The sequence below is a fragment of the Streptomyces paradoxus genome (genome assembly GCF_014202475.1).
Lineage (GTDB): Bacteria > Actinomycetota > Actinomycetes > Streptomycetales > Streptomycetaceae > Streptomyces > Streptomyces paradoxus.
Genome location: NZ_JACHGV010000006.1, coordinates 466,011 through 491,062 on the forward strand (window position 1 = coordinate 466,011; position 25,052 = coordinate 491,062).

At 72.7% G+C, this 25,052-nt stretch carries 23 protein-coding genes; 6 read left to right on the forward strand and 17 right to left on the reverse strand.

Translation table 11 applies throughout. The annotated features are described in order from the left end of the window. Positions 1-121: 121 nt before the first annotated feature. From HNR57_RS22490 to HNR57_RS22500, 3 genes are read left to right on the forward strand one after another with little or no spacing between them, the layout of a single operon-like run. Positions 122-595: a hypothetical protein gene (locus tag HNR57_RS22490; RefSeq protein WP_184562119.1), complete on the forward strand. Its 474-nt coding sequence runs from the start codon at positions 122-124 to the stop codon at positions 593-595. Then, the gene (locus HNR57_RS22495) at positions 595-3,495 is read left to right on the forward strand and encodes an ABC transporter permease subunit (protein ID WP_184562121.1); all 2,901 of its coding nucleotides are present in this window, start codon (positions 595-597) and stop codon (positions 3,493-3,495) included. Before HNR57_RS22490 ends, HNR57_RS22495 begins: the two co-directional genes overlap by 1 nt. Beyond that, the gene (locus HNR57_RS22500; protein ID WP_184562123.1) at positions 3,492-4,133 is read left to right on the forward strand and encodes an ABC transporter ATP-binding protein; all 642 of its coding nucleotides are present in this window, start codon (positions 3,492-3,494) and stop codon (positions 4,131-4,133) included. The genes HNR57_RS22495 and HNR57_RS22500 overlap by 4 nt, the downstream gene beginning before the upstream one ends. Positions 4,134-4,205: 72 nt before the next feature. Here HNR57_RS22500 and HNR57_RS22505 read toward each other — a convergent pair whose 3' ends face one another. Further along, positions 4,206-4,838, reverse strand: coding sequence for a LysM peptidoglycan-binding domain-containing protein (locus HNR57_RS22505; protein WP_184562125.1), 633 nt, complete (start codon positions 4,836-4,838; stop codon positions 4,206-4,208). 543 nt (positions 4,839-5,381) lie between these two features. On the opposite strand from HNR57_RS22505, the gene HNR57_RS22510 reads away from it, so the two are divergent. Together HNR57_RS22510 and HNR57_RS22515 are read left to right on the forward strand one after the other, a co-directional pair. Continuing rightward, a complete protein-coding gene (locus tag HNR57_RS22510) occupies positions 5,382-6,179 on the forward strand; it encodes a DUF8842 C-terminal domain-containing protein (RefSeq protein WP_184562127.1) in 798 nt (265 codons plus the stop codon). An 85-nt stretch (positions 6,180-6,264) separates the two neighbouring features. Next, positions 6,265-6,651: a hypothetical protein gene (locus tag HNR57_RS22515; RefSeq protein ID WP_184562129.1), complete on the forward strand. Its 387-nt coding sequence runs from the start codon at positions 6,265-6,267 to the stop codon at positions 6,649-6,651. 63 nt (positions 6,652-6,714) lie between these two features. On the opposite strand, the gene der is transcribed toward HNR57_RS22515, so the two are convergent. The 5 genes from der to aroH form a co-directional block, all read right to left on the reverse strand. Then, a complete protein-coding gene (gene der / locus HNR57_RS22520) occupies positions 6,715-8,208 on the reverse strand; it encodes a ribosome biogenesis GTPase Der (protein ID WP_184562131.1) in 1,494 nt (497 codons plus the stop codon). Positions 8,209-8,286: 78 nt separating this feature from the next. Beyond that, the gene (locus HNR57_RS22525) at positions 8,287-8,934 is read right to left on the reverse strand and encodes a lysophospholipid acyltransferase family protein (protein WP_184562133.1); all 648 of its coding nucleotides are present in this window, start codon (positions 8,932-8,934) and stop codon (positions 8,287-8,289) included. Beyond that, complete coding sequence (gene cmk, locus HNR57_RS22530) at positions 8,931-9,593, reverse strand: (d)CMP kinase (RefSeq protein ID WP_376772274.1); 663 nt, start codon at positions 9,591-9,593, stop codon at positions 8,931-8,933. The genes HNR57_RS22525 and cmk overlap by 4 nt, the downstream gene beginning before the upstream one ends. Before the next feature lie 146 nt (positions 9,594-9,739). Beyond that, complete coding sequence (locus HNR57_RS22535; protein ID WP_184562137.1) at positions 9,740-10,825, reverse strand: prephenate dehydrogenase; 1,086 nt, start codon at positions 10,823-10,825, stop codon at positions 9,740-9,742. Next, positions 10,822-11,184 carry a chorismate mutase gene (gene aroH / locus HNR57_RS22540; protein WP_184562139.1) on the reverse strand — a complete coding sequence of 121 codons (363 nt, stop codon included), beginning with the start codon at positions 11,182-11,184 and terminating at the stop codon, positions 10,822-10,824. The genes HNR57_RS22535 and aroH overlap by 4 nt, the downstream gene beginning before the upstream one ends. Before the next feature lie 179 nt (positions 11,185-11,363). Here aroH and HNR57_RS22545 point away from each other — a divergent pair, with 179 nt between their 5' ends. Next, entirely contained in the window at positions 11,364-11,804 is a 441-nt protein-coding gene (locus HNR57_RS22545; RefSeq protein ID WP_184562141.1) for a Rieske (2Fe-2S) protein, read from the forward strand. Between the two features lie 23 nt (positions 11,805-11,827). Here HNR57_RS22545 and HNR57_RS22550 read toward each other — a convergent pair whose 3' ends face one another. The 11 genes from HNR57_RS22550 to pyrG all read right to left on the reverse strand — a co-directional run bounded on the left by HNR57_RS22550 (position 11,828) and on the right by pyrG (position 24,924). Next, entirely contained in the window at positions 11,828-12,847 is a 1,020-nt protein-coding gene (locus HNR57_RS22550) for an ADP-ribosylglycohydrolase family protein (protein WP_184562143.1), read from the reverse strand. After that, on the reverse strand, positions 12,844-13,563 hold the full coding sequence (locus tag HNR57_RS22555; protein ID WP_184562145.1) for an NUDIX hydrolase: 720 nt from the start codon (positions 13,561-13,563) through the stop codon (positions 12,844-12,846). Before HNR57_RS22555 ends, HNR57_RS22550 begins: the two co-directional genes overlap by 4 nt. A gap of 80 nt (positions 13,564-13,643) precedes the next feature. Then, positions 13,644-14,705 (reverse strand): pseudouridine synthase, encoded by a 1,062-nt coding sequence (locus HNR57_RS22560; protein ID WP_184562147.1) that lies wholly within the window; start codon positions 14,703-14,705, stop codon positions 13,644-13,646. Then, positions 14,705-15,394, reverse strand: coding sequence for an SMC-Scp complex subunit ScpB (scpB, locus tag HNR57_RS22565; protein ID WP_184562149.1), 690 nt, complete (start codon positions 15,392-15,394; stop codon positions 14,705-14,707). The genes HNR57_RS22560 and scpB overlap by 1 nt, the downstream gene beginning before the upstream one ends. After that, positions 15,391-16,371 carry a segregation and condensation protein A gene (locus HNR57_RS22570; RefSeq protein ID WP_313674419.1) on the reverse strand — a complete coding sequence of 327 codons (981 nt, stop codon included), beginning with the start codon at positions 16,369-16,371 and terminating at the stop codon, positions 15,391-15,393. Before HNR57_RS22570 ends, scpB begins: the two co-directional genes overlap by 4 nt. 513 nt (positions 16,372-16,884) lie before the next feature. Then, the gene (locus tag HNR57_RS22575; RefSeq protein WP_184562153.1) at positions 16,885-17,463 is read right to left on the reverse strand and encodes a hypothetical protein; all 579 of its coding nucleotides are present in this window, start codon (positions 17,461-17,463) and stop codon (positions 16,885-16,887) included. Then, positions 17,448-18,575, reverse strand: a complete 1,128-nt coding sequence (locus tag HNR57_RS22580) for a ParA family protein (RefSeq protein ID WP_079128914.1) — start codon at positions 18,573-18,575, stop codon at positions 17,448-17,450. Before HNR57_RS22580 ends, HNR57_RS22575 begins: the two co-directional genes overlap by 16 nt. Positions 18,576-18,999: 424 nt before the next feature. After that, a complete protein-coding gene (gene ald, locus HNR57_RS22585) occupies positions 19,000-20,124 on the reverse strand; it encodes an alanine dehydrogenase (RefSeq protein WP_184562155.1) in 1,125 nt (374 codons plus the stop codon). Positions 20,125-20,262: 138 nt separating this feature from the next. Beyond that, positions 20,263-22,302 (reverse strand): tetratricopeptide repeat protein, encoded by a 2,040-nt coding sequence (locus HNR57_RS22590; RefSeq protein WP_184562157.1) that lies wholly within the window; start codon positions 22,300-22,302, stop codon positions 20,263-20,265. A 242-nt stretch (positions 22,303-22,544) separates the two neighbouring features. Beyond that, complete coding sequence (locus HNR57_RS22595) at positions 22,545-23,171, reverse strand: NUDIX domain-containing protein (RefSeq protein ID WP_184562159.1); 627 nt, start codon at positions 23,169-23,171, stop codon at positions 22,545-22,547. A gap of 94 nt (positions 23,172-23,265) precedes the next feature. Beyond that, positions 23,266-24,924 carry a CTP synthase gene (gene pyrG, locus HNR57_RS22600; protein WP_033312764.1) on the reverse strand — a complete coding sequence of 553 codons (1,659 nt, stop codon included), beginning with the start codon at positions 24,922-24,924 and terminating at the stop codon, positions 23,266-23,268. Positions 24,925-25,052: the final 128 nt, after the last annotated feature.

Sequence of the window (25,052 nt, forward strand, 5' to 3'; positions counted from 1 at the left end):
CGGGCCATGTGCGCCCGGTGCTTTCAGGGTCAGCTTCCACAGGGCATAGTGCAAGCGATCGGCGGACTTGAACAGGCAGCCCGACGCACGCACAGCCGAATCCGACGTGTGGGAGCCAGCGATGCGGACCAGCCGACTGCGGACCGTGCATCCCGTCCTGTGGGCCGGGTGGGCCGCCCTGGCCGCCGGCGCGGTGCTGTGCGTCGTCGGCTGGTACGGAGTCTCCGGCGAGCGTTACGCCGAACGGCAGCTGCCCTACCTCGCGTCCTGCACGATCCCCGGGGCCGGGCTGATCGTCGCCGGGGCGGTGCTGCTCGCCCGGGGCCGGGATGCGACCGCCGCCGCGCGCGTGGAAGAGCTGTACCACCTGCTGGTGGCGGCGGAGCCGGACGAGCCGGAGGCCGGCCGGGCCGCGCTCGCGCCGCTCGCGGTCAGCGGCGACCTGCTGATGGTGCCGGGCGGCACGCTGTGGCACCGCGCGGACTGCCCGCTGGTCGCGGGCAAGGCGGAGGCGGTCCCGGTGGACTCCAAGCTGATGGTGAGCGGTGAGCTGGACCCCTGCCCGATCTGCGAGCCGGCCGAAGAAACCGACTGATGTCGTCGCTGACGTACGACCTCACCCTCGCCGGGCTCTCGGTGGGCAGCGCGGCGGCGCTGACCGGGATCGGCCTGATCGTGACGTACCGCGCGACGGGCGTGCTGAACTTCGCCCACGGCGCGGTCGCGATGGTGTGCGCGTACGTGCTGCGGCAGTGCGTGGTCGAGTGGGGCTGGCCCCTGTGGCTCGGTGCGGTGGTGACGCTGCTGGTGCTGGCCCCGGGCCTGGGGGTGGTCCTGGAACGGTTCGTCTTCCGGCCCCTGGCGGTTCTGGGCGGCGACCCGGCGCAGACGCTGGTGGCGTCCATCGGGGTGTTCGTGCTGCTGGTGGGCGGTGCGGCGCTGCTGTGGGGGCAGGGGGCGCGGGACGACGCGCCGGTGCTGGTGCCGGACGAGCCGTGGGGGCAGCTGGCGGTGGTGCTGGTGCTGGCCGCCGGGGTCACGGCGGTGGTGCGCCGGACGCGGTTCGGGCGGGAGCTGCGGGCCGTGGTCGACGACCGGCGGCTGGCCGTGCTGGGCGGGATCGACGCGGACCGGGTCGCGGCGACGGGCTGGGCGTTCGGTTCGTTCACGGCCGGTCTGACGGGTGTGCTGCTCGCGCCGTACGTGCGTCTCGACCCGTACGGTCTGTCGCTGCTCGTGATGGAGGTCGTGGCGGTCGCGGTGGCCGCGCGGATGCGGAGCCTGCCGGTCGCGGTGGGGGTGGCGCTGGGCATCGGGGTGGCGCAGAGCCAGCTGACGCGGCTGCACCCGTCGGGCTGGGCCGAGCCGCTGCTCCAGGCGTTGGGCACGAACCTGTTCGTCGTCGCGTTGCTGGTCGCGGCGCTGGTCCTGCCGGGTATCGGTGAGCGGGACGCGCTGCCGCACACGGCTACCGCGCGCGTGCCGACCCCGCCGGGCGCCTGGATCGTGGTGTTCGTGCTGTTCCTGCTGCCGCTGGGCCTGGCCGGCCGGGATCTGCACACCTCGGTCCAGGTGCCGGCGCTGGCCGTGATCCTGCTGTCCCTGGTGGTCGTCACCGGGCGCGGCGGCCAGATCTCCCTGGGGCAGGCGGCGTACGCGGGCCTGGGCGCCCTGTTCACGGCACTGCTGGCGGCGGGCCGTTTCCCGGGGCTGCCCGCCCTGCCGGAGCTGGCGGCGCTCGTGGTGTCGGTGGTCCTGGTGGCGCCGCTCGGCCTGCTGACGGGCTGGCCGGCGATCGGCCGCCGGGGCCTCGCGCTCGCGCTCGCGACGTTCGCGGTCGGAGTGGGAGTGAGCCGCTTCGTCTTCGCCCAGCCGTACGCCACCTCCGGCCTGTCGCTGGGGCGCCCGGCGGGCTTCGACGGGGATCGGGCGTACTACCTCCTGGAGCTGCTCCTGCTGGCGGTCGCGCTGCTGGCGACGCACGCGCTGCGCCGGGGGCGGACGGGCCGGGCCCTCGCCGCCATGCGGGACCACGAGCGGGGCGCGCAGGCGGCGGGCGTCCGGGTGCCGTCCCTCAAGCTGCTGGCCTTCGTCGCGGGCGCCGCGCTGGCCGCGCTGGGCGGCGGCATGCTCGGCATGGGGCTGCGCGCCTTCGACGCCGCCGCCTACGACCCCGTGCGCGGTCTGCTGTGGTTCGCGGCGGTGGTGGTGCTGGGCGCCGACAGCACGCTCGGCGCCCTCGGCGCGGCGGCTCTCCTGGTCGGGCTGGACGCGGGCACCCGGGGCGGTGTCGCGGCGGCCCTGATCGGCGTGCTGGCGATCCTGGTGGGCCGTTTCCCGGGCGGCCCGTACGAGGCCCTGCGCACGGCCACGGAACGTCTCCGGCTGCGCCGCACCCCGGCCCTGACTCCGGCCGGCGCCCGGGCCCGCGGTCTGCTGCGCCCCCCGCAGGCGCAGGCGGCCCCGAGGGCGCCGGTACCGACCGGGGCGACGCGCGTGGCCGGCACCGGAGCGGCCGGTCGGCACGAGCCCCCGGACGGCGGGGGCCGCCCGGAACGCCACACGCCGGGCCGGGCGGTCCCCACCCTGCCGAGCGACGACACCGGCCGACCAACCACCCGGCCCGACCCCGAGAGGTCCCCCGGCCCCTCCCCGACCCCCCAGCCCGAAACACCGCCGAAGCCCTCCGCGGCGCCGCGGCCCAAACCGACCCCAGACGCCCGGCCCGAGACACCCCCCAAGCCCCCCTCGCCCACCGGCGCCCCGCCGCCCACGGCCCCGGCCACCGCTGTCCCCGCCGCTCCCCTCCTCACCGCCCGCCGCCTCCACGCCCGCTACGGCGGCTTCACCGCGCTCGACGGAGTGGACCTGGCCCTCTCCCCCGGCCGGATCACCGCGGTCGTCGGGCCCAACGGGGCCGGGAAGAGCACCCTGTTCCACTGTCTGGCCGGGACGCTGCCGCCCGCGCGCGGGACCGTGTGGCTCGGCGGGCGGGACGTCACCGCGCTGCCCGCTCACGCCCGCGCCCGGCTCGGTGTCGCACGGACCTTCCAGCAACTGGCCGTCTTCCCCTCGCTGACCGTCGCCGAGAACGTCCGTGTCGGCGCCGAGCAGGGCCGGGTGACCGACGCGGGCGCCGTGGAACGCGCCCTCAGGCTGCTCGGGCTCGACGGACCCCTGCGCGCTCGGCCCGCCGCCGGGCTGCCCACCGGGACGCTGCGCCGCGTCGAACTGGCCCGGGTCCTCGCGGGAAGCCCCCGCGTCCTGCTCCTCGACGAGCCCGCCGCCGGGCTCGACACCGCCGAAGTGACCGCCCTGGCCCGGGTCCTGAGGGCCCTGGCCGCCGACGGCACGGCCCTCCTGGTCGTGGAGCACGACCTGGACCTGGTGGCCGGTCTCGCCGACGTCGTGCACGTGATGACCGCGGGCCGGATCGTCGCCTCCGGCCCGCCCGGACGCGTGCTCGACGCCCTCGAACCGGGGGCCGGCCGATGACCACCGTCTCCCTGCGCCACGCACGCGTGCGCTACGGCCCCCTTGAGGCCCTGCACGGCATCACCCTCGCCGCCCCCGGCCCCGGCCTCACCGTGCTGCTCGGCCGCAACGGCTCCGGCCGCACCACCACGCTGCGCGCCCTGGCCGGCACCGTGCCCCTGTCGGGCGGCACGGTGGTGTGGGACGGCACGGACGTGACCCGCGTCCCCGCGTACGAACGCGCCCGGCGCGGGATGTGCCTGGTGCCGGAGCGGCAGGCCGTGTTCGGCTCGCTCACCGTGCGCGAGAACCTCGAACTCGCCGCGCGTGACCACACGGTGGCCCTCGACGCCTATCCACAGCTGCGGCCCTTGCTGGAGCGGCGCGCCGGCACCCTCTCGGGCGGGGAGCAGCGCATGCTCGCCCTCTCCCGGGCCCTGCTCGCACGCGCCCGCGTGGTGCTCGTCGACGAGCCCGCCCAGGGCATGTCGCCCTCGGTCGCGGCCCGGACGTACGAGCTGCTGGGCGCACTGGACGCCTGTGTGGTGGTCGCCGAGCAGCGGCTGCCGCCCGCCCTGCGGGACCGGCCCGCGATCGTCTACGAACTGCGCCGCGGGGCCGTCGTGTTCGCCGGGGAGGCGGGCGAGCTCACCGGCTGACGCCGGACGCCGAAGCCCCGTCCGGTCGGCCGACCGGACGGGGCTCGTGTCCCGGCGAGGGGGAGCAGCGGCTCAGAACTTGAGGCGCAGGCCGGGCACGATCACATCGGGATCCCCGCCGATGGCGGCCTTGTTGGCGGCGTAGAGGCGCTGCCAGGTGGTCCCGTGCCGGGCTGCGACACCGCTCAGCGTGTCGCCCCGGCGGACGGTGTAGTCACCGCGGGAGGAGCCGCGGTCCGCGTGTTCCGTGGAACGCGCCGGCGCCTTCGGCGGCTTCGCCGGGGCCGGCGCGGTGGAGGTGACCGGGTCGGCGGCGGGCGCACCGCCACTGGCCCCGGCGCGTGCCGAGCAGGTCGGCCAGGCGCCCCATCCCTGGGCGCGCTGGACCTTGGTGGCGACGGCGATCTGCTGGGACCTGCTCGCCCGGTCGGCGGTGGGCGCGTAGGCCGTGCCGCCGTAGGCGTTCCAGGTGGAGGCGGCGAACTGGAGACCGCCGTAGTAGCCGTTGCCGGTGTTGATGTGCCAGTTGCCGCCGCTCTCGCACTGGGCGATGCGGTCCCACACTCCGCTGTCGGCCGCCGCGGCGTTCCCGGTCGCGGCGAGCAGTCCGAGGGGCGCGAGCAGTGCCGCCCCGGCGAGGACCGCCGTCGTACGAACCTGGCTCTTCCGGGCGTCGATGCGAGAGGAATCGGCACATTCGGACATGTAGGTCCCTTTCGAAACACCCGGGATCCCCCAAGGCGGAGCGCCACTCCCGCGCCATGGGACGCGGACGCCGCGCTCGCCCCGTCCACCGGAGCGGTGCCGTGCCCGGTTCCTGGGAACCGGGCGGCCGGTGGACGTACCCGAGCGGTGCTCGTTGCACACGGCGGAGGAATCTAAGGAGGTCGGCGGCCGTCATCAACCAGTCGCCCGTCCGGGCAGGCCAGTTCACCGATACCTCGGGTAACGGCAATTTCCGGACACCCACTTCATTCGCGGATTTCCGGATTTATTTACCAACCCTCCTGACGGCCTGTGACCCACTTCACCCTCACAACACCCTTTACATATCCGCGAGTTGACGGTGAGTGCGCGATTCCGCGCGAGGCGTGACCCTGTGCGCTGGTTGGTTCGATTCCGTTCGCCCTGGGGCGTGACTCCCGCCACAGATCGCCCGTTGTCTTCTGCATGAGCCGGGACCTACCCGGACCACGGGCCGGGAGCCACCCGGCTTCGCCACGCACCGCATCCCCGAGGGAGCCACCCGTGCCGCGCATGCTCGACGTCAGCGACGAGGTACGCGCCGAGATCGGCGACGAAGAAGCCGACCGCCTGCTCGCCGGAGAGACCGCCCCGGGCAGCTACGACTGCACGTCCTGCCGCACTCCGGGCGACTCCGAGCAGGAGCGCACCAGCACCGTCCTGTTCATCGGTGACGAGACCGCCGTCCTCGCCTTCGCCCACGCCGGCTGTCTGCCCTCGCAGGTCGTGCAGGTCACCGAGGAGCAACTGCGGGGCGCCGTGAAGTCCATCACCGGCGACACCGTCGACGTGGAGCCCGACCGGGTGGTGCCCGAGCAGGCGGTGCCCGAGCAGGCGGTGCTCGGGGTCACCAGCGGGCTCGTCCTGATCGGCGGGGAGCTCCACCCGGCCCTCGTGGTGGAGCCGACCGGCCCCATCGCCCGGCCCGGCACGGCCGGCACCGGCGACGACTTCCTCCCGCTGCTCATCGAGCAGGGCTTCATGCCGCTGGCGGAGCTGTCCGCCGTACCGCCGGTACTGCACGGCTGGTCGGTGCTGCTCGCCATGGGCCGGCTGCACGCGGTGCTCCAGCCGGGCAGCAACGGCGGCCAGCCGGTGGCCTGGTGGCAGGCGCACCAGCCGCTCCAGGTGACCGAGGGCTGGCGGGTGGCCGCCACCAAGCACCAGCAGGTGCTGATGTTCGCCGCGCCCGTCGGCTCGATCGGCCGCCAGCCGCGCGAGGACCTGCTGCGGGACGCACTGGACAAGGCCGCGGCGAACGGAAAGCTGGTCGGCTCGGCGCTGCCGCTGGCCGGCACCTGAGCCGCCCGTCACCCGAGCACGCCGTAGACCTGCGAAAGCCGTACCCGGGCCGCATCCCTTGACCCGCGGGGTCGTTTGGACATACGTGCACGCATACGACGTTCCCCGCCGCCAGTCCTTCTCGCCGATCCCGTCCGCGCGATCGGCTCAGGACTCCCAGGGCGGCCCATCGGCCACGCCGATCTACGACGCGCTCTACGCCGAGTACGTCAAGTCCTTCCGCGCACTGCCCGGCGACCGCAGCGGCGAGGAGAGGCTGGGCTTCACCGCCTTCGGGAACACCCCGCACAGCTCGGGCTCGTACACAGGGGCGTACGGCAGCTCCTACAGCGCCTACAGCGCGGGCGCCCAGAGCGCCCGCCATGCCGCCGGGCAGCAGCCGCAGTGGCAGCGCGTCGGGACCATCGGCTCACACAGCACGGGGATGCACCACGTCCCGGCCGCGCTGCCGCCGGGACGGCGCGGCGTCTGAGCGAGCACCACACAGCGGAAAGGGCGGCCCCCGAACGGGGCCGCCCTTTCCGGTTGCTTCGCGCTACTTCTTCTTGCCGCGCTTCTCGCGCACCCGCACGGAGATGTGGATCGGCGTCCCGTCGAAGCCGAACTCCTCGCGCAGCCGGCGCTCGATGAAGCGCCGGTAGCCCGCCTCGATGAAACCGGAGGCGAACAGCACGAACCGCGGCGGCTTGGTGCCCGCCTGCGTGCCGAACAGGATGCGCGGCTGCTTGCCGCCCCGGACCGGGTGCGGGTGGGCGGCGACCAGCTCACCGAGGAAGGCGTTCAGCCGGCCCGTCGGGACCCGGGTCTCCCAGCCGGCCAGGGCCGTCTCGATCGCGGGGACCAGCTTCTCCATGTGCCGCCCGGTGCGCGCCGAGACGTTCACCCGCGGCGCCCACGCCACCTGGCCGAGCTCGGTCTCGATCTCCCGCTCCAGGTAGTAGCGGCGCTCCTCGTCGAGGGTGTCCCACTTGTTGTACGCCATGACGATCGCGCGGCCGGCCTCGACGGCCATGGTGACGATCCGCTGGTCCTGCACCGAGACGGACTCGGAGCCGTCGATCAGGATGACCGCGACCTCCGCCTTCTCCACGGCGGCCGCCGTGCGCAGCGAGGCGTAGTAGTCGGCGCCCTGCTGGAGGTGGACCCGCTTGCGGATGCCCGCCGTGTCGACGAACTTCCAGGTGACGCCGCCGAGTTCGATCAGCTCGTCGACCGGGTCGCGGGTCGTGCCCGCCAGCTCGTTGACGACGACGCGCTCCTCGCCCGCCACCTTGTTCAGCAGGGAGGACTTGCCGACGTTCGGGCGCCCGATCAGGGCGATGCGGCGCGGGCCGCCGATGCCGCCCCCGCCGAACGTCTCGCGCGGCGCCTCGGGGAGCACCTCCAGGACCTGGTCGAGCATGTCGCCGGTGCCGCGGCCGTGCAGCGCGGAGACCGGGTGCGGCTCCCCCAGGCCCAGCGACCACAGGTAGGACGCGTCGGCCTCGCCGCTCGGGCCGTCGACCTTGTTGGCGCACAACACGACCGGCTTGCCGGCCTTGCGGAGCAGCCGGACGACGGCCTCGTCGGTGTCGGTGGCGCCGACCTTGGCGTCGACGACGAAGACGACCGCGTCGGCGGCCTCGATGGCGTACTCGGCCTGGGCGGCCACGGAGGCGTCGATGCCGAGGACGTCCTGCTCCCAGCCGCCGGTGTCGACGACCTTGAAGCGGCGGCCCGCCCACTCGGCCTCGTACGTCACACGGTCGCGGGTGACGCCGGGCTTGTCCTCGACGACGGCCTCGCGGCGCCCGATGATGCGGTTCACCAGGGTCGACTTGCCGACATTGGGGCGGCCGACGACGGCGAGGACGGGCAGCGGACCGTGCCCGGCCGCCTCGATGGCACCCTCGACGTCTTCGAGGTCGAAGCCCTCCTCGGCGGCGAGCTCCATGAACTCCGCGTACTCGGCGTCGCCGAGCGCCCCGTGGTCGTGCTCGTACGCGCCGTCGGAGGCGTCCGAGCCGTCGGGCTGGATGTGGTCGTTCATGAAGTCCGTACCTCGTAGTTCATCGTGGTGGTCGGTGGAGTACCCGCTGTTCCGGGCTGATCCACTACTCAGTGTCGCCTAGCGCCCGGTGAGGCGCCTGGCGTTTTCCAGGTGGGCCGCGAGCTGCTTCTGGATGCGCCCGGTCGCCTCGTCCAGCGCCTTGCGCGTCCGGCGACCGCTGCCGTCGCCCGCCTCGAAGGGCTCGCCGAAGACGACGTCGACGCGGGAGCGCAGCGGAGGCAGCGCCTTTATCAACCGTCCGGGCTTGTCGGAACTTCCCAGCACGGCCACCGGGACGATCGGGGCGCCGCTGCGCACCGCGAAGTACGCGAGGCCGGCGCGCAGGGAGGCGAAGTCGCCCTCGCCCCGGGTGCCCTCGGGGAAGATGCCGAGCACGCCGCCGGCCGCCAGGACACCCAGCGCGTGGGTGATCGCCGTGCGGTCGGTGGTGTCGCGGTCGACCTTCACCTGCCCGATACCGAGCAGGAAGGGGTCCAGCGGCCCGATGAACGCTTCCTTCTTGATCAGGAAGTGCGTCGGCCGGGGCGCCACGCCCATGACCATCGGGCCGTCGATGTTGTGGGAGTGGTTGACCGCGAAGATCACCGGGCCGCTCGCGGGCACCCGCCAGGCGCCGAGCACGCGCGGCTTCCACAGCCCGTACATCAGGCCGACGCCGATACGCCGCCCGACCTCGGCACCCCGTGCCGAAGGCAGTTCGGTCACTTTCCGGCCCGCTTCTCCTCGACGAGGGTGACGACGCACTCGATGACCTGGGCCAGCGTGAGCTCGGTGGTGTCCACCTCGACGGCGTCGTCCGCCTTGGCGAGCGGGGAGGTCTTGCGGCTGGAGTCGGCGGCGTCCCGCTTGATCAGGGCCTCACGGGTGGAGTGGACGTCGGAGCCCTTCAGCTCGCCGCTGCGGCGGGCGGCACGCGCCTCCGGGGAGGCGGTGAGGAAGATCTTGAGGTCGGCGTCCGGCAGCACGGTGGTGCCGATGTCCCGGCCCTCGACGACGATGCCCTGCTCCGCGGAGGCGGCGATGGAACGCTGCAGCTCGGTGATCCGGGCGCGCACCTCGGGCACCGCGCTGACCGCGCTGACCTTGGAGGAGACCTCCTGGGTCCGGATCGGGGCCGCCACATCCACGCCGTCGACCGTGATGGTCGGGCCCTCCGGGTCGGTGCCGGAGACGATCTCGGGCTTGCCCGCGGCGGCGGCGATGGCGGACGGGTCGTCTATGTCGATGCCGTTGCTCACCATCCACCAGGTGATCGCCCGGTACTGGGCGCCGGTGTCCAGGTAGCTCAGCCCGAGCTGGGCCGCCACGGCCTTCGAGGTGCTCGACTTGCCGGTGCCGGCGGGGCCGTCGATGGCGACAATCACTGGCGTGGCGCTTTCCACAGTGGGGACCTTCCTGAACCGGGCTCGGCGGGGTGAGGGCGCGACTGCCCCGCACAAGGTTACTGGGTGCGGGTCACTCGTCCGGCCGCGCGTCCAGGGCGGCGGCGCACAGCTGCCGACCGTACCCGCTATTGCCGGAGCGCCCAGCCCCTCTCCCGCAGCGCGGCGCTCAGGACTGGGGCCGCCTTCGGCTCCACCATCAGCTGCACCAGACCGGCCTGCTGCCCCGTGGCGTGCTCGATCCGTACGTCCTCGATGTTGACGCCGGCCAGGCCCGCGTCGGCGAAGATCCGGGCCAGCTGTCCCGGCTGGTCGTCGATGAGCACGGCCACGACCTCGTAGGCCCGTGGCGCGGACCCGTGCTTGCCGGGGACGCGGACCTGCCCGGCGTTGCCGCGCCGCAGCACGTCCTCGATCCCGTCGGCGCCCTCACGGCGCTTGTGGTCGTCGGAGGACTGCAGGGCGCGCAGGGCCCGCACGGTCTCCTCCAGGTCGGCGGCGACGTCCGTGAGCAGGTCGGCGACCGGCGCGGGGTTCGCGGAGAGGATGTCGATCCACATCCGGGGGTCGGAGGCGGCGATCCGCGTCACGTCCCGGATGCCCTGCCCGCACAGTCGTACGGCGGACTCCTCGGCGTGCTCCAGCCGCGCGGCGACCAGGCTGGAGACCAGGTGGGGCATGTGGGAGACGAGGGCGACAGCCCGGTCGTGGGCGTCGGCGTCCATGACGACGGGCACGGCCCGGCAGTGCGAGACCAGTTCCAGGGCGAGGTTCAGCACCTCGGTGTCGGTGTCCCGGGTCGGGGTCAGCACCCAGGGGCGGCCCTCGAAGAGGTCGGCGGTCGCGGCCAAGGGGCCGGACTTCTCCCGGCCCGACATCGGGTGCGATCCGATGTACGCCGACAGGTCGAGGCCACACGCCTCCAGCTCGCGGCGGGGTCCGCCCTTGACGCTGGCGACGTCCAGGTAGCCGCGCCCGGCACCGCGGCGCAGGGCGTCGCCGAGCACGTCGGCGACGTGGGCGGGCGGGGCGGCGACGATCACGAGGTCGACGGGCCCGTCCGGCGCCTCGTCCGTGCCGGCGCCGAGCGCGGCCGCCGTACGGGCCTGCTCCGGGTCCGGGTCGGCGAGGTGGACGGTGACGCCCCGCTGAGCCAGGGCCAGAGCGGCGGACGTGCCGATGAGGCCGGTGCCGATGACGAGTGCGGTCCTCACTGGGCGATGTCCTTGCGCAGGGCGGCCGCGGCGCCGAGGTAGACGTGGGCGATCTCGGCCCGGGGCCGGTCGGACTCGATGTGCGCGAGGACCCGGACGACTCGTGGCATGGCGCCTTCGATGTCCAGTTCCTGGGCGCAGATCAGCGGCACGTCGACGATGCCCAGCTTGCGGGCGGCGGCCGCCGGGAAGTCGCTGTGCAGGTCGGGCGTGGCCGTGAACCAGATGCTGATCAGGTCGTCGGCGGCGAGATCATTGCGCTCCAGGATCTCCGCGAGCAGGGCTCCGACCTGCTCGTCCATGTGCCCGGCCTCGTCCCGATCGAGTTGGACGGCGCCCCGGACCGCTCGTACCGCCACGGCGATGCTCCTTGCTGACGTGCGTGTCGCTCTACGTCCGACCAGCCTAGTCAGCCCACACGGCCCGGGTGTGCGGCGCCCGCTCGCTGAGACGCCGGGATCAACACCTTTGGGTAAGTTCGGTGCCAAGATGATGCAAATTCCGATTCACCCCCCTTTGGCACTTCCGGAGTGACGACATGACCCACGAGACCACGCGCCGCACGGTCCTCCTCGCGACGGGTGCGACGGGAGCGGCGGCGCTCGTCGCGGCCTGCGGCGGCGGAGGCGACGGCAACGGTGCCGATGCGACGAGCTCCCCCACCGGCCAGGACGCGACGAGCGCCCCCGCCGGAAAGGTCCTGGCCAACCTGGACGAGATCCCGGTCGGTGGCGGCAAGATCTTCAAGGAAGAGGAAGTCGTGGTGACCCAGCCGGAGCAGGGTCAGTTCAAGGCCTTCTCGGCGATCTGCACCCACCAGCGCTGCGTGGTGGGGTCCGTCTCCGACGGTACGATCGACTGTCCCTGCCACGGCAGCAAGTTCAAGATCGCCGACGGCGCGGTGGCCCAGGGGCCGGCGACCCGGCCGCTGCCCGCCGAACAGATCACCGTGGAGGGGAACTCGATTCGCCTGGCCTGAGGGCCGCGCCCGGCACCGGGCCGTCACGCGTCCCACAGCACCCCGAGGGTGAGCAGGTCGCTCCGGTACTCGACGCGGTCGGCCCACTCGGTGGGCCAGGCCTCCGCACCCAGGTACGCGCCGGCGAAGGCGCCCGCCAGACAGGCGATCGAGTCCGAGTCGCCGGCGGTGCAGGCGGCACGGCGCAGGGCGGTCAGCGGCTCGTCGACGAAGAGCAGGAAGCACAGCAGCCCGGTCGTCAGGGCCTCCTCGGCGATCCAGCCCTCGCCGGTGGCCAGGCACGGGTCGGTCTCCGGTGAGACGGTGCGCACGGCGTGCCGGAGCCGTTCGAGGGCCTCCAGGCACTCGTCCCAGCCGCGCGCGATGAACCGCTCGGGGCTCGGGTCCCCGGCCCGCCGCCACAGGTCACCGAGCCAGCGCTCGTGGTAGCGGCCGCGGTTCTCCAGGGCGTACGAGCGGAGCAGGCCGATCAGCCCGGTCGGCTCGGCGCCCTGCGCGAGCAGGCGTACGGCGTGTGCGGTGAGGTCGGAGGCGGCGAGCGCGGTGGGGTGCCCGTGGGTGAGGGCGGACTGCAACTGGGCGGCGCCCGCGCGCTGTTCGTCACTGAGGCCGGGCACGAGGCCCAGGGGCGCGACGCGCATGTTGGCGCCGCAGCCCTTGGAGCCGATCTGACTGGCGTCCTGCCAGGGGCGGGTCTCGTGCTCCAGCAGGGCGCAGGCCCTGAGACAGGTGTTGCCGGGGGCGCGGTTGTTCTCCGGAGAGCGGTTCCAGGCGATGAACTCCCGGCGTACCGCTTCGGCCATCCCCTGGGGCGCGAGCACGCCCCGGTCCATCGCTGTCCGTATCCCCCGCCCGAGCGCCAGTGTCATCTGGGTGTCGTCCGAGACGGTGGCGTGCTTCGGCAGCTCCATCTGCCGCCAGGGTCCGCACTTGGCGAGGATCGAGGGAACGTCACTGAACTCGGTCGGATACCCCAGCGCATCCCCGAGGGCCAGGCCCGTGAGCGCTCCGGTGGCGGCTTGCTTGTGGACGAGCGTGGTCATGCGGGGCGTCCTTCCCGGGTGGGCCGGAGGAGAGGCGGGTGGAGGGCGGTGGCGGTTCCGGCGCGGTACAGCGCGGCGGGTTTGCCGCGGCCGCCGGTCAGTCGCGCGGCACCCGGGACGGCTTCGACGAAGCCCGGCGTGGCGAGCACCTTGCGGCGGAAGTTGGGCCGGTCGAGCTCGGTGCCCCACACGGTCTCGTAGACCCGCTGGAGCTCGCCGAGGGTGAACTCCGGCGGGCAGAAGGCGGTGGCGAGGCAGGTGTACTCGAACTTGGCGCCGACGCGGTCATGGGCGTCGGCCAGGATGCGGTCGTGGTCGAAGGCGAGCGGTCCGGCCGTGCCGTACGGCACCCAGCGGGCCTCGGCGGCGTCGCTGCCGCCGTGCGCCTCGGGGGCGTCGGGCAGCAGAGCGGCGAAGGCGACCGACACGACCCGCATCCGGGGGTCGCGGCCCGGCTCGCTGTAGGTCCGCAGCTGCTCCAGGTGCAGCCCCGAGACGTCGGACAGGCCGGTCTCCTCGGCGAGTTCACGCCGGGCGGCCGTCTCCGCGGACTCGTCCGGCTGCACGAAGCCGCCGGGCAGGGCCCAGCGCCCGGCGTACGGCTCCTGTCCGCGCTCGACGAGCAGCACGTGCAGCGCGTCGTCCCGGAGGGTGAACACGGCGAGGTCGACGGTGACGGCGAAGGGTTCGTGGGCGTACTTGTCGTAGCCGTCCATGACGAACACCCCCTTTAATAGTCAGCACGACTATAAAAGGGGGTGCGGGTCGCTCACAAGCCCTGGGGGACGCGCGGTCCCTAGAGGTCGACCTCCTGCATCAGCATCCCGACCTCCGTGTTGGACAGCCGCCGCAGCCAGCCCGACTTCTGGTCGCCCAGGGTGATCGGCCCGAAGGCGACCCGGACCAGCTTGTCGACCGGGAAGCCGGCCTCCGCCAGCATCCGGCGCACGATGTGCTTGCGGCCCTCGTGGAGGGTGACCTCGACGAGGTAGTTCTTGCCGGTCTGCTGGACGACCCGGAAGTGGTCCGCGCGGGCGTAGCCGTCCTCCAGCTGGATGCCGTCCTTGAGCTGCTTGCCCAGGTCGCGCGGGATGGGGCCGACGATGTGCGCGAGGTAGGTCTTCTTCACGCCGTACTTCGGGTGCGTCAGCCGGTGGGCCAGCTCACCGTGGTTGGTGAGCAGGATGACGCCCTCGGTCTCGGTGTCGAGCCGGCCGACGTGGAAGAGCCGGGTCTCGCGGTTGGTGACGTAGTCACCGAGGCACTGCCGGCCCTCCGGGTCCTCCATGGTGGACACGACCCCGGCGGGCTTGTTGAGCGAGAAGAACTGGTAGCTCTGCGTGGCGACGGTCAGGCCGTCGACCTTGATCTCGTCCTTCTCCGGGTCGACGCGCCGCCCCTGCTCCAGGACGATCTCGCCGTTGATCTCGACCCGGGCCTGCTCGATCAGCTCCTCGCAGGAACGCCGGGAGCCGAAGCCCGCACGGGCGAGGACCTTCTGCAGCCGCTCGCCCTCCTGCTCGGCGCCGGGGAAGGTCTTCGGGAGCTTGATCTCCTTCTTCCCGGCGTACCGGTCGCGGTTGCGCTCCTCGACCTGCGCCTCGTACTCACGCGGGCGCGCCGGGGCCGTACGCCCCTGCTTCTGAGGCTGCTTGGGCCCGCCCTTGGCGCCGCCGCGGGCGGAGCCGCCGCGCCCGGACTTGGGGCCGTCCTTCGTCGCCCCGGGGCCCACGTCGTAGCGGCGCTCCTCGGGGCGGGGCTTGCTGGGGCGGCCCTGCCCCTGCTTCTGGTCCCTGTTGTTGCCGGCGCCGCGGTGGTTACCGCGTCCGCCGCTCTTGCCGCTGCCGCTGCTTCGCATCAAAGTTCCGTCTGGTCGTCTTCGTCGTCGGTACCCGGGGTGGCCGGGCGGCTGCCCGGCACGTCGTCGTCAGGCGCGTCCGGGTCGAACGACGGTACGCCTTCCTGGGTCTCGGCCTCGATCGCCTCCGCCTCCGGGAGGAAGGGCGCGAGCTCCGGGAGCTCGTCCAGACCGCGCAGGCCCATCCGCTCCAGGAAGTAGTTCGTCGTCCTGTACAGGATCGCACCTGTTTCGGGTTCCGTGCCCGCCTCCTCTATCAGACCGCGCTGGAGGAGGGTGCGCATGACGCCGTCGCAGTTGACTCCGCGGACGGCCGAGACCCGGCTGCGGCTGACCGGCTGGCGGTAGGCGACGACCGCGAGGGTCTCCAGGGCGGCCTGGGTGAGGCGGGCCTGCTGGCCGTCCAGGACGAAGCGCTCGACGGCCGGCGCGAAGGTGGCGCGGGTGTAGAAACGCCAGCCGTTCGCGACGTACCGCAGCTCGAAGCCGCGGCCCTGGACGGTGTACTCGTCGGCCAGCTCGCGCAGGGCGTCCGCGATCTGGCGCCTCGGCCGCTCCAGTATCTTCGCGAGGTGCTCCTCGGTCGCGGGCTCGTCCACGACCATGAGGACGGCCTCCAGGGCCGGTTTCAGATCGAGACCGGCGACGGCACTGAGCCCGGCCGGCAGGTCGGTCGTTCGCTCGCTCACGCCTTCTTCTCCTCCTTCGGCGGCTCGGGCGGCCGGTCGAACTCGTCGGTGACGGTCGGTGCCTCGTCCCCGTCCCCGCCGGTCCACCGCACGAGCAGCTCCCCGAGCGCGGTCTCCTGGTCCAGCGCGACGGCCTTCTCGCGGTACAGCTCCAGCAGGGCGAGGAACCTCGCCACGACGGTCAGGGTGTCGTCGGTGTCCTCCACGAGGGCGCGGAAGCTCGCCTCGCCGAGCTCGCGGAGCCGGGCCACGACGATCTGCGCCTGCTCCTGCACGCTGACCAGCGGGGCGTGGATGTGGTCGACGTAGACCTGGGGCTTGGGCCGCGGCTGCATCGCCTTCACGGCGAGTTTGGCGAATCCTTCCGCCCCGATGCTGATGACGACGTCGGGCAGCAGCTCGGCGTGGTGCGCTTCGAGGCCGACGGTGCGGGGATAGCGCCGGGCCTCGTCGTCGAGGCGCCCGCTGAAGATGTCGGCGATCTGCTTGTAGGCGCGGTACTGCAGCAGCCGGGCGAACAGCAGGTCCCGCGCTTCGAGCAGCGCGAGATCGCCCTCGTCCTCCACCTCGGCGGCGGGCAGCAGCCGCGCGGCCTTCAGGTCGAGCAGCGTGGCGGCGACGACCAGGAACTCGGTCGTCTCGTCCAGGTCCCAGTTTGGCCCCATCGCCCGGATGTGGGCCATGAACTCGTCGGTCACCTTCGACAGCGCGACCTCGGTGACGTCCAGCTTGTGCCGCGAGATCAACTGCAACAGCAGATCGAAGGGCCCCTCGAAGTTCGCGAGCCGGACCTTGAAGACCCCGTCGTCCGCCGCCGCCCCGGCCTCACCGGCCGGGGGCGGGAGGTCCGGGGCGGGCGCGGAAGGCCCCTCGGACGCGGCCTCATCCGCGGGCAGCGTCTCGGGGGCAGTCCCGCTCGCTTCACCCACGAACACCGGCCCGCCCGCGCCCGCAGGCCGCGCGAGGGGCTCGGCCATGTCCGTGGGCGGCGCCACCGGCCCGGTCGCCTCCACAGGCGGTGCCAAGGGCTCGGCCGTGTCCGCCGGTCCGGGGGCTGCGGCTTTCGGGGACCCGACCGGCGCAGCCGCGGGCCCGGCGTCGTGGGGCGAGAAGCCCGGCTCGGCCACCGGGGCGCCGGGCCCCGCATGCGCGACGCCCCCGCTCGCAGACGGCACTCCGTACCGGACCGCCTCCGCCCGCGGTTCGACCGGCGGAGCGGTCCCGTCACCATCCGGGGAGCGCCCGGGTGACTCGGCCGCCCCGGCCCCGGCCGGCTCGACCGGCGGGGCCTCCTCCGACGAGGGGGAGGGCCCGACCTCCTGAGGCTCGATCTCCTGACGCTCGGCCTCCTGCGGCTCGGCCTCTGGCCGCTCAGCCGGCGGAGCCGTCCGCGGAGCCCCCGGCCCCCTCCCCAGCGCACGCCGGCGGCCGGCCGGGCCGCCGGGGGGAGGTGGGGAAGCGTTCGAGGTCATGGCCCCCGCAGGCTACCGCTACCGCCCGCGCAGTCGTCGTACGAGGATGCTGGCGTCTCCGCGGGTCTCCAGGTCGGCGAGGACCACCGCGACCGCCTCGCGGACGATGCGCCCGCGGTCGACGGCCAGGCCGTGCTCGCCGCGGAGCACCAGACGGGCGTGCTCCAGGTCCATGAGCTCCTCGGCCGACACGTAGACCGTGATCTTCTCGTCGTGCCGCTCACGGCCGCTGGGACGGCGCGAGGCGTTCCGCCCGCGCTTGCGGGGCGCGGCCCCGGCGGCAGAACCTTCCTGCGCCGTCTGCCGGCGGGCGGAGCCGGAGCGCTCGGCGGTCGCGGAACGGCTGTGCGCCTCCCCGGCCTCGGCCGGCTCCGCGTCCGCCGCGACATGTTCGGCGCCCTCGCCGTCACCGCCCTGCGCGGGCACCGACTGCGGTGCGTCCTCCGCGGCCGCTGCCGCCGCGTCGCCCTCCCCCGCCGGAGCGGGCACCCGGGCGTCGCCGTTGGCCTGACGCCTGGGCTGGGACGACTGAAGCGCCATCCCCCCTGTCGTACGGAAGAGTTCGTCGGCCCCCGGCAGACTCACTCGGCGTGACACCGGGCGAGCACCTCCCTGGCGAGCTGGCGGTAGGCGGCGGCACCGACGGAGTTGGAGGCGTACGTGGTGATCGGCTCACCGGCGACCGTGGTCTCCGGGAAGCGGACCGTGCGCCCGATGACCGTGTGGTAGACGTGGTCGTCGAACGCCTCGACCACGCGCGCGAGCACCTCACGGCTGTGCACCGTGCGCGAGTCGTACATCGTGGCGAGGATGCCGTCGAGCTCCAGCTCGGGGTTGAGCCGTTCCTGGACCTTCTCGATGGTCTCCGTCAGCAGAGCCACGCCGCGCAGCGCGAAGAACTCGCACTCCAGAGGCACTATCACCTTGTGCGCGGCCGTCAGGGCGTTCACCGTGAGCAGGCCGAGCGAGGGCTGGCAGTCGATGACGATGAAGTCGTAGTCGGGCAGCAGCGGCTTGAGGGCGCGCTGCAGCGTCGACTCGCGGGCGACCTCGGAGACCAGCTGGACCTCGGCCGCCGACAGGTCGATGTTGCTGGGCAGCAGGTCCATATTGGGGACCGCCGTCTTCAGCAGCACCTCGTCGGCCGCCATGCCCCGCTCCATGAGCAGGTTGTAGACGGTGAGGTCGAGTTCCATCGGGTTGACACCGAGTCCGACCGACAGCGCGCCCTGCGGGTCGAAGTCCACGAGCAGGACCCGGCGTCCGTACTCCGCGAGCGCGGCACCCAGGTTGATGGTCGACGTGGTCTTGCCGACGCCGCCCTTCTGGTTGCACATCGCGATGATCTTCGCGGGGCCGTGTTCGGGCAGTGGGCCCGGGATCGGGAAGTACGGCAGCGGCCGTCCGGTCGGGCCCACGCGCTCCCGGCGCTGTCTGGCCGCGTCGGGCGCGAGAGTGGCCGCGTACTCGGGGTCGGGCTCGTACTCCGCGTCGGGGTCGTAGAAGTGCCCCTCGGGCAGTTCGTCGTAGTCGGCGAAGTGGTTGTGGGGCGCGCCACTTCCGTCGCCGGCCATGGCGTTCACGTGATGGCCATCCATCTTCTGGTGTGCAGTGTGAGTCGCCTGCTGACTCTGGTGGGCTGCGAAGGTGCGCACAGCGACGGAGCCGACAGCCTCGAACCCCGCGGGCCCCTGGCCCGGTGCAGGCATTCCTGGTTGACCACCCCCGGGAGTAAATGTCGACTCATTCACAAGTCGTCTTACCTCCTTGGTGACCAGGAAACTTCTAGACAGGTCAGCGTGGCACCATGCCGACAGCTGGCGACTCTATGGCGTGTCGGGCGTCCGCAGCAACACAATCTGCCGGACCCGGCCCGATGTGTCGGCAATGAAACATCTCGCTGTCAAGGGCGTACGGCCGTCGCACGGCAGGTTTCACCGGTGTGCGAATCGGTGGAAGGGTTACGTTCGAGGCGAGTTGCGCGAGAATCGCGAAGTGACCATACACACATCCGGCCGGACCTTGTCGGCAAGGTCCGGCCGGATGCGCGGCGTTGACGACCCGTGTTGACGTATCGCCTTTGCCGGTTGGTTACTTAACCGACTTACCGGCTGTCGAGGGCGGTCGGGCGGCTCAGCCGAGCAGCGAGGACAGCTCCACGTGCTCCACTCCGTGCGCCTCGGCGACCTCGCGGTAAACGACCTTGCCGTCGTGGGTGTTGAGGCCCTTGGCCAGCGCCGGGTCGCGGCGCAGCGCGTCCGCCCAGCCGTGGTTGGCCAGCTCGACGATGTACGGCAGCGTCGCGTTGGTCAGCGCGTAGGTGGAGGTGTTGGGCACCGCGCCGGGCATGTTGGCGACGCAGTAGAAGACCGAGTTGTGGACCTGGAAGGCCGGCTCGGCGTGGGTGGTCGGACGGGAGTCCTCGAAGCAGCCGCCCTGGTCGATCGCGATGTCGACAAGGACACTTCCGGGCTTCATGCGCGAGACGAGCTCGTTGGTGACCAGCTTGGGGGCCTTGGCGCCGGGGATCAGGACCGCGCCGATGACGAGGTCGGCCTCCAGGCAGGCCTTCTCCAGCTCGAAGGCGTTCGAGACGACGGTCTGGATCTTCGTGCCGAAGATCTTGTCGGCCTCGCGGAGCTTGTTGACGTCCTTGTCGAGCAGGGTCACGTGGAAGCCCATGCCGATGGCGATCTGCGCGGCGTTCCAGCCGGAGACACCGCCGCCGATCACCACGGCGCGGCCGGCCAGCACGCCGGGGACGCCGCCGGGCAGCACGCCGCGGCCGCCGTTGGCGCGCATCAGGTGGTAGGCGCCGACCTGCGGGGCGAGGCGGCCCGCGACCTCGGACATCGGGGCGAGCAGCGGCAGCGCGCGGCTCGGCAGCTCGACGGTCTCGTAGGCGATCGCGGTGGTGCCGGACTCCAGGAGGGCGTCCGTGCACTCCTTGGAGGCGGCCAGGTGCAGGTACGTGAAGAGCGTCTGGTCCTTGCGGAGGCGGTGGTACTCCTCGGCGATGGGCTCCTTGACCTTCAGCAGCAGGTCGGCGGCGGCCCACACCTCGTCGGCGGTGTCCAGGATGTGCGCGCCCGCGGCCACGTACTCCTCGTCCAGGATCGAGGAGCCGACGCCGGCGCCGCGCTCGATGACGACCTGGTGGCCATGGCGCACCAGCTCGTGCACGCCGGCGGGGGTGATGGCCACCCGGAACTCGTTGTTCTTGACCTCGCGGGGGATGCCGACCTTCACGTCGATCACGGTCCTTGGCTCAGAGGGTATGGGGGGTCTTACTAGGACATACCCGGGCACGCACGGGCACACCGGGAGAGACCGCAGGAGAACGTGCGGCAGAGCCAGTCTAATGAAGGTGTTCTCGCTGTCTAGCCTTTCATTGCATCAATCTTCAGCTGATGCGGTACGGATTTCGCAGGCGTCAGGGTCATTTTGAAGGTTTGAGTCGCCGAGAATCCGCTCGGCGGCGGCCCGGTGCAGTCCGGCGGAGGCGGGATCACCCAGGTGTTCCAGGGTGTCGGCGACCCGCAGATGCAGGGCGGCCTGCAGGCGCGGGTCCTCGGCACGCCGCGCCCACTCCACCGCCTCCCGGCAGGTGCGCAGCGCCTCCTCGCGCCGGCCCGCGTACTCCTGCACCCGCGCCAGCTCGCTCAAGGCGCGTGCCTGGGCGGCCGCATCGCCGTTCTTGCGGTGCCCGGCGACCGCCGCGCGCCAGTTCCGCAGGGCCTCGCCGTAGCGGCCCGCGAGGGTGTGGGCGGCGGCGATCCGCCCGTAGAGCCGGGCGGCCTCGGCGCGCTCGCCCCGGGCGAGCCGCTCGACCAGCGCGCGGCCGAACCAGTCGGTGGCCCGGTCGTAGTCGCCGAGCTCCAGGTGTGCGCCGCCTACGGATTCCATCGCGCGGCCGGTCGCGTACGGGTCGTTCACCTCGCGCCCGGCGTCCAGCGCGGCCCGGTAGCGCGTCAGGGCGTCGGCCGTCCGGCCGGAGCGGGCGTCCAGGTCGCCGAGGTTGAGCAGGGCCGCGGCCCGCTCGCGGGGCAGTTTGCGGCGCTCGGCGATGCCGAGGACGAGGCTGTGGATGTCGTAGAGGTCAGCGGCGGCGGCCTGGGTGCCGATGTGGGCCGCCATCGCCCGGACCAGCTGGGTCATCAGCCGCCGGGCCAGGGTGTCCAGCTCCCCGTCGGCGACCGCGAGCCGGACCGAGGCCAGCAGCGCGGGCCGGGTCAGGCGCAGCCAGTCGGCGGCCGCCCGCGGGGTGGGAAAGCGCAGGGCGCTCGGCATGTCGAGGAGCTTCTGGCGCGCCTGGGGGCTGTCGGTCTCGGTGATCGCCCGGCAGGCCTGGAGCAGCCGTACCATCCGCTCCAGCATGCGAGCACGGGCCAGCTGGAGCTCGGCGGGGCGTTCGTGGTGCTCGGCGAGGATCCGCAGCTGGGGGTGCAGGCAGCCGGGCACCTCGTACTGCGGAATCGGGGAGTCCACCGCGTGCAGGAAGCCCAGGTCGACGAAGTCGTCGAGAGTGGGGCGGGCGCTGCCGACCGAGCAGCCGACGAGTGCGGAGGCGGTCTGCGGGTCGACCAGTCCGGCCGGGGCGAGGGCCAGCAGGCGCAGCATCCGGGCGGCACCGGCGGGCAGGGCGGCGTAGGCGAGCCGGAAGACCCGGGTCAGGGCGGTGCCCTCGGAGTCCTCGGCGCGCAGCTGCTTGGCGAGGTCGGAGACGGCGGCCTTCGGGCGCGCCGCGAGCCAGCCCCCCGCGAGCATCAGTGCGGCGGGCTGCCCCTGGCACTCCTCGGCGAGTCCCTCGGCGGCCCGGGGGTCGACGGTGATGCGGACCGAGCCGGTGTGCCGGGTCAGCAGTTCCACCCCCGACTTGGCGTCCAGGCCGCCCAGCGTGCAGGGGCGGACGTCGGAGATGCCGGTCAGCGGGCCTTCGGAGACCGCGACGACGAGGCAGTCCGGGGTGTCGGGCAGCAGGGCGTCGACCTGCTCGGCGTCGGCCGCGTCGTCCAGCAGGAGCAGGGCGCGGCGGTCGGCCAGGGCGGTGCGCAGGGCGTCGGTGAGGTCGTCCTCGCAGGCCCCGGCCGGCGCCGGCGTGTCCAGCGCGGTGAGGAGGTCACGGGCGGCACGTCCGACGGGGACCGGGGTGCCGCCGGGCTCGGTCAGGCTCGCCCGCAGCACCCCGTCGGGGTAACGGTCCGCAACCTGCCGGACGAGTTCCTCGGCGAGTGCGGTGCGGCCCGAGCCGGGCCGGCCGGCGATGAGCAGCACGCGCGCGCGGGGTGCTTTGCGGCCGGCCAGGGTGTCCAGTCCGGCGCGCTCGATGTCGGCGCGCAGTTCCTTCAACTCCCGTGTGCGGCCCAGGAACTCGATATCCCCGGCAGCGCGCCCGGCCGGCCGCACGTCGCCTGTCTCCACGACCTGATCCGCCACGGGCCACACTCCCGTCCCACCGCACACGCGAGCCCGCCGGGACTCCGGTTCGGGCGTGCCCCAGAGCCTAGTTCACGCTCTGCAACGTTCCGGGTGGAGCACGGCGGGGAGGACGGCCACTTCCCCCGATCGGATCAGCGGATCGTAGGACCGACCGTGCCCGAAAGGGCACGGGGAACCGCGCGACAAGCCACGACGGTGCCGCACCCGACCGACAACAGCACGGCACCCCCGGCGGAGCGCTACGCCTCGAACGGACGGGCCGGCCACGGAGCCTGGGCCGGGCGCAGGGCGTCCAGCCCGTCGCCGGACCGCGCGGCGACCAGGGACAGCACGCCCACGACGAGGCAGTTGTTGTGGAGCTCGCCGGCCAGCACGCCCCGTACGAGGTCCTCGACCGGCACCCGGTCGAGCAGCATGTCGGCCTCTTCCTCCTCGACCGCGAACCGCTCGCCCTCGGCCTCGGACAGGTCACGTGCCAGGAAGATCCGGACGGCCTCGTCGCAGCCGCCGGGCGTGGTGTAGACGTCGGTCAGCACCCGCCAGTCCTCGGCCTTGACGTGCGCCTCCTCGTACAGCTCGCGCTGCGCGGCGTGCAGCGGGTTCTCGCCGGGGACGTCGAGCAGTCCGGCCGGGATCTCCCACAGCTTGTGGCGCACGGGGTGGCGGTACTGGCGCAGCACCAGCACGCGGTCGTCCTCGTCGAGGGCGAGGACGGCCACGGAGCCGGGGTGGACCTGGTAGTCACGGCCGACCACGGTGCCGTCGGGCATGACCACGTCGTCGGTGCGGACGGAGGTCTTGTTGCCCACGAAGGGAGTCTGAGTCGCCCGGATCTCCCACTCCTCCGGGGCGTCCTTGATCGTCATGCCTGTCCTTCCACGTGCCACACGACCTGCCGAAACGAAACCGGGGTGCACACCCTTTGAAGGGATGCACCCCGGCCACCGTACAACTGGTGTGTTACTTCGAAGTCTTCCGCTCGACCGAGGCCTTGACGAGCCCGGCGAACAGCGGGTGCGGGCGCGTCGGGCGCGAGCGCAGCTCCGGGTGGGCCTGCGTGGCGACCAGGTACGGGTGGACGTCGCGCGGGTACTCGACGTACTCGACGAGCTTGCCGTCCGGCGAGGTGCCGGAGAACTGGATGCCCGTCTGCTTCTCCAGCTCGGCCCGGTAGGCGTTGTTCACCTCGTAGCGGTGCCGGTGGCGCTCCTCGACGTACTCCTTGCCGTCGTACACCTCGCGCACGATCGAGCCCTCGGCCAGCTTGGCCGGGTACATGCCGAGCCGCATGGTGCCGCCCATGTCACCCTCACCGGCGACGATGTCGAGCTGCTCGGCCATGGTGGAGATGACCGGGTGGGAGGTGGCCGGGTCGAACTCGGTGGAGTTGGCGTCGGTGATGTCGGCCAGGTTGCGCGCGGCCTCGATCACGATGCACTGCAGGCCGAGGCAGAGGCCCAGCAGCGGGATCTTGTTCTCGCGGGCGTACTTGATCGCGCCGACCTTGCCGAGCACACCGCGGTCGCCGAAGCCGCCGGGGATGCAGATGCCGTCGACGTCGCCGAGCTGCGCCGCGGCGCCCGCCGGGGTCTTGCAGTCGTCGGACGTGACCCACTTGATCTTCACGCGGGCCCGGTTGGCGAAGCCGCCGGCGCGCAGCGCCTCGGTGACCGACAGGTAGGCGTCGGGCAGGTCGATGTACTTGCCGACCAGGGCGAGGGTGATCTCGTGGTCGGGGTTGTGGACGCGGTCGAGCAGGTCGTCCCAGGTCGTCCAGTCGACGTCGCGGAACGGCAGGTCCAGCTTGCGGACGACGTAGGCGTCCAGGCCCTCGCCGTGCACCGTCTTCGGGATGTCGTAGATCGAGCGGGCGTCGGGGCAGGCCACCACGGCGGCCTCGTCGACGTCGCACATCAGCGAGATCTTCCGCTTGATCGCGGTGGGCACCTCGCGGTCGCAGCGCAGCACGATGGCGTCCGGCTGGATACCGATGTTGCGCAGGGCCGCAACCGAGTGCTGGGTGGGCTTCGTCTTCAGCTCACCCGAGGGACCGATGTACGGCAGGAGCGAGATATGGACGACGAAGACGTTGTCACGGCCGACCTCGTGACGGACCTGGCGGACGGTCTCCAGGAACGGCAGCGACTCGATGTCGCCGACCGTGCCGCCGACCTCGGTGATCACGACGTCGACCTCGTCCGTCGCCATGCGGCGGATGCGGTGCTTGATCTCGTTGGTGATGTGCGGGATGACCTGCACGGTGTCGCCCAGGTACTCGCCGCGCCGCTCCTTGGCGATCACGGTGTTGTACACCTGGCCGGTGGTGACGTTGGCGGAGCCGTCGAGGTCGCGGTCGAGGAAGCGCTCGTAGTGGCCGATGTCCAGGTCGGTCTCGGCACCGTCGTTGGTGACGAACACCTCACCGTGCTGGAAGGGGTTCATCGTGCCCGGGTCCACGTTCAGGTACGGGTCGAGCTTCTGCATCACGACGCGCAGACCGCGGGCCTTGAGCAGCATGCCGAGGCTGGAGGCCGTCAGGCCCTTGCCCAGCGAGGAGGCGACACCCCCGGTGACGAAGATGTGCTTGGTCGTCGAATTACGAAAAGCGGCGGGCGGCATGGCCAAGACGGGGCTCCCGTGGTCGCGGTCTGGGGGTGCGGTGCGGCTGCCCGCCGGAGGAATCCGGGGTGCCGACGCTGCGGTTCGGGGGTTCCCTGTCGGGAAGGGGCCCACCGGTCCACGGGCTA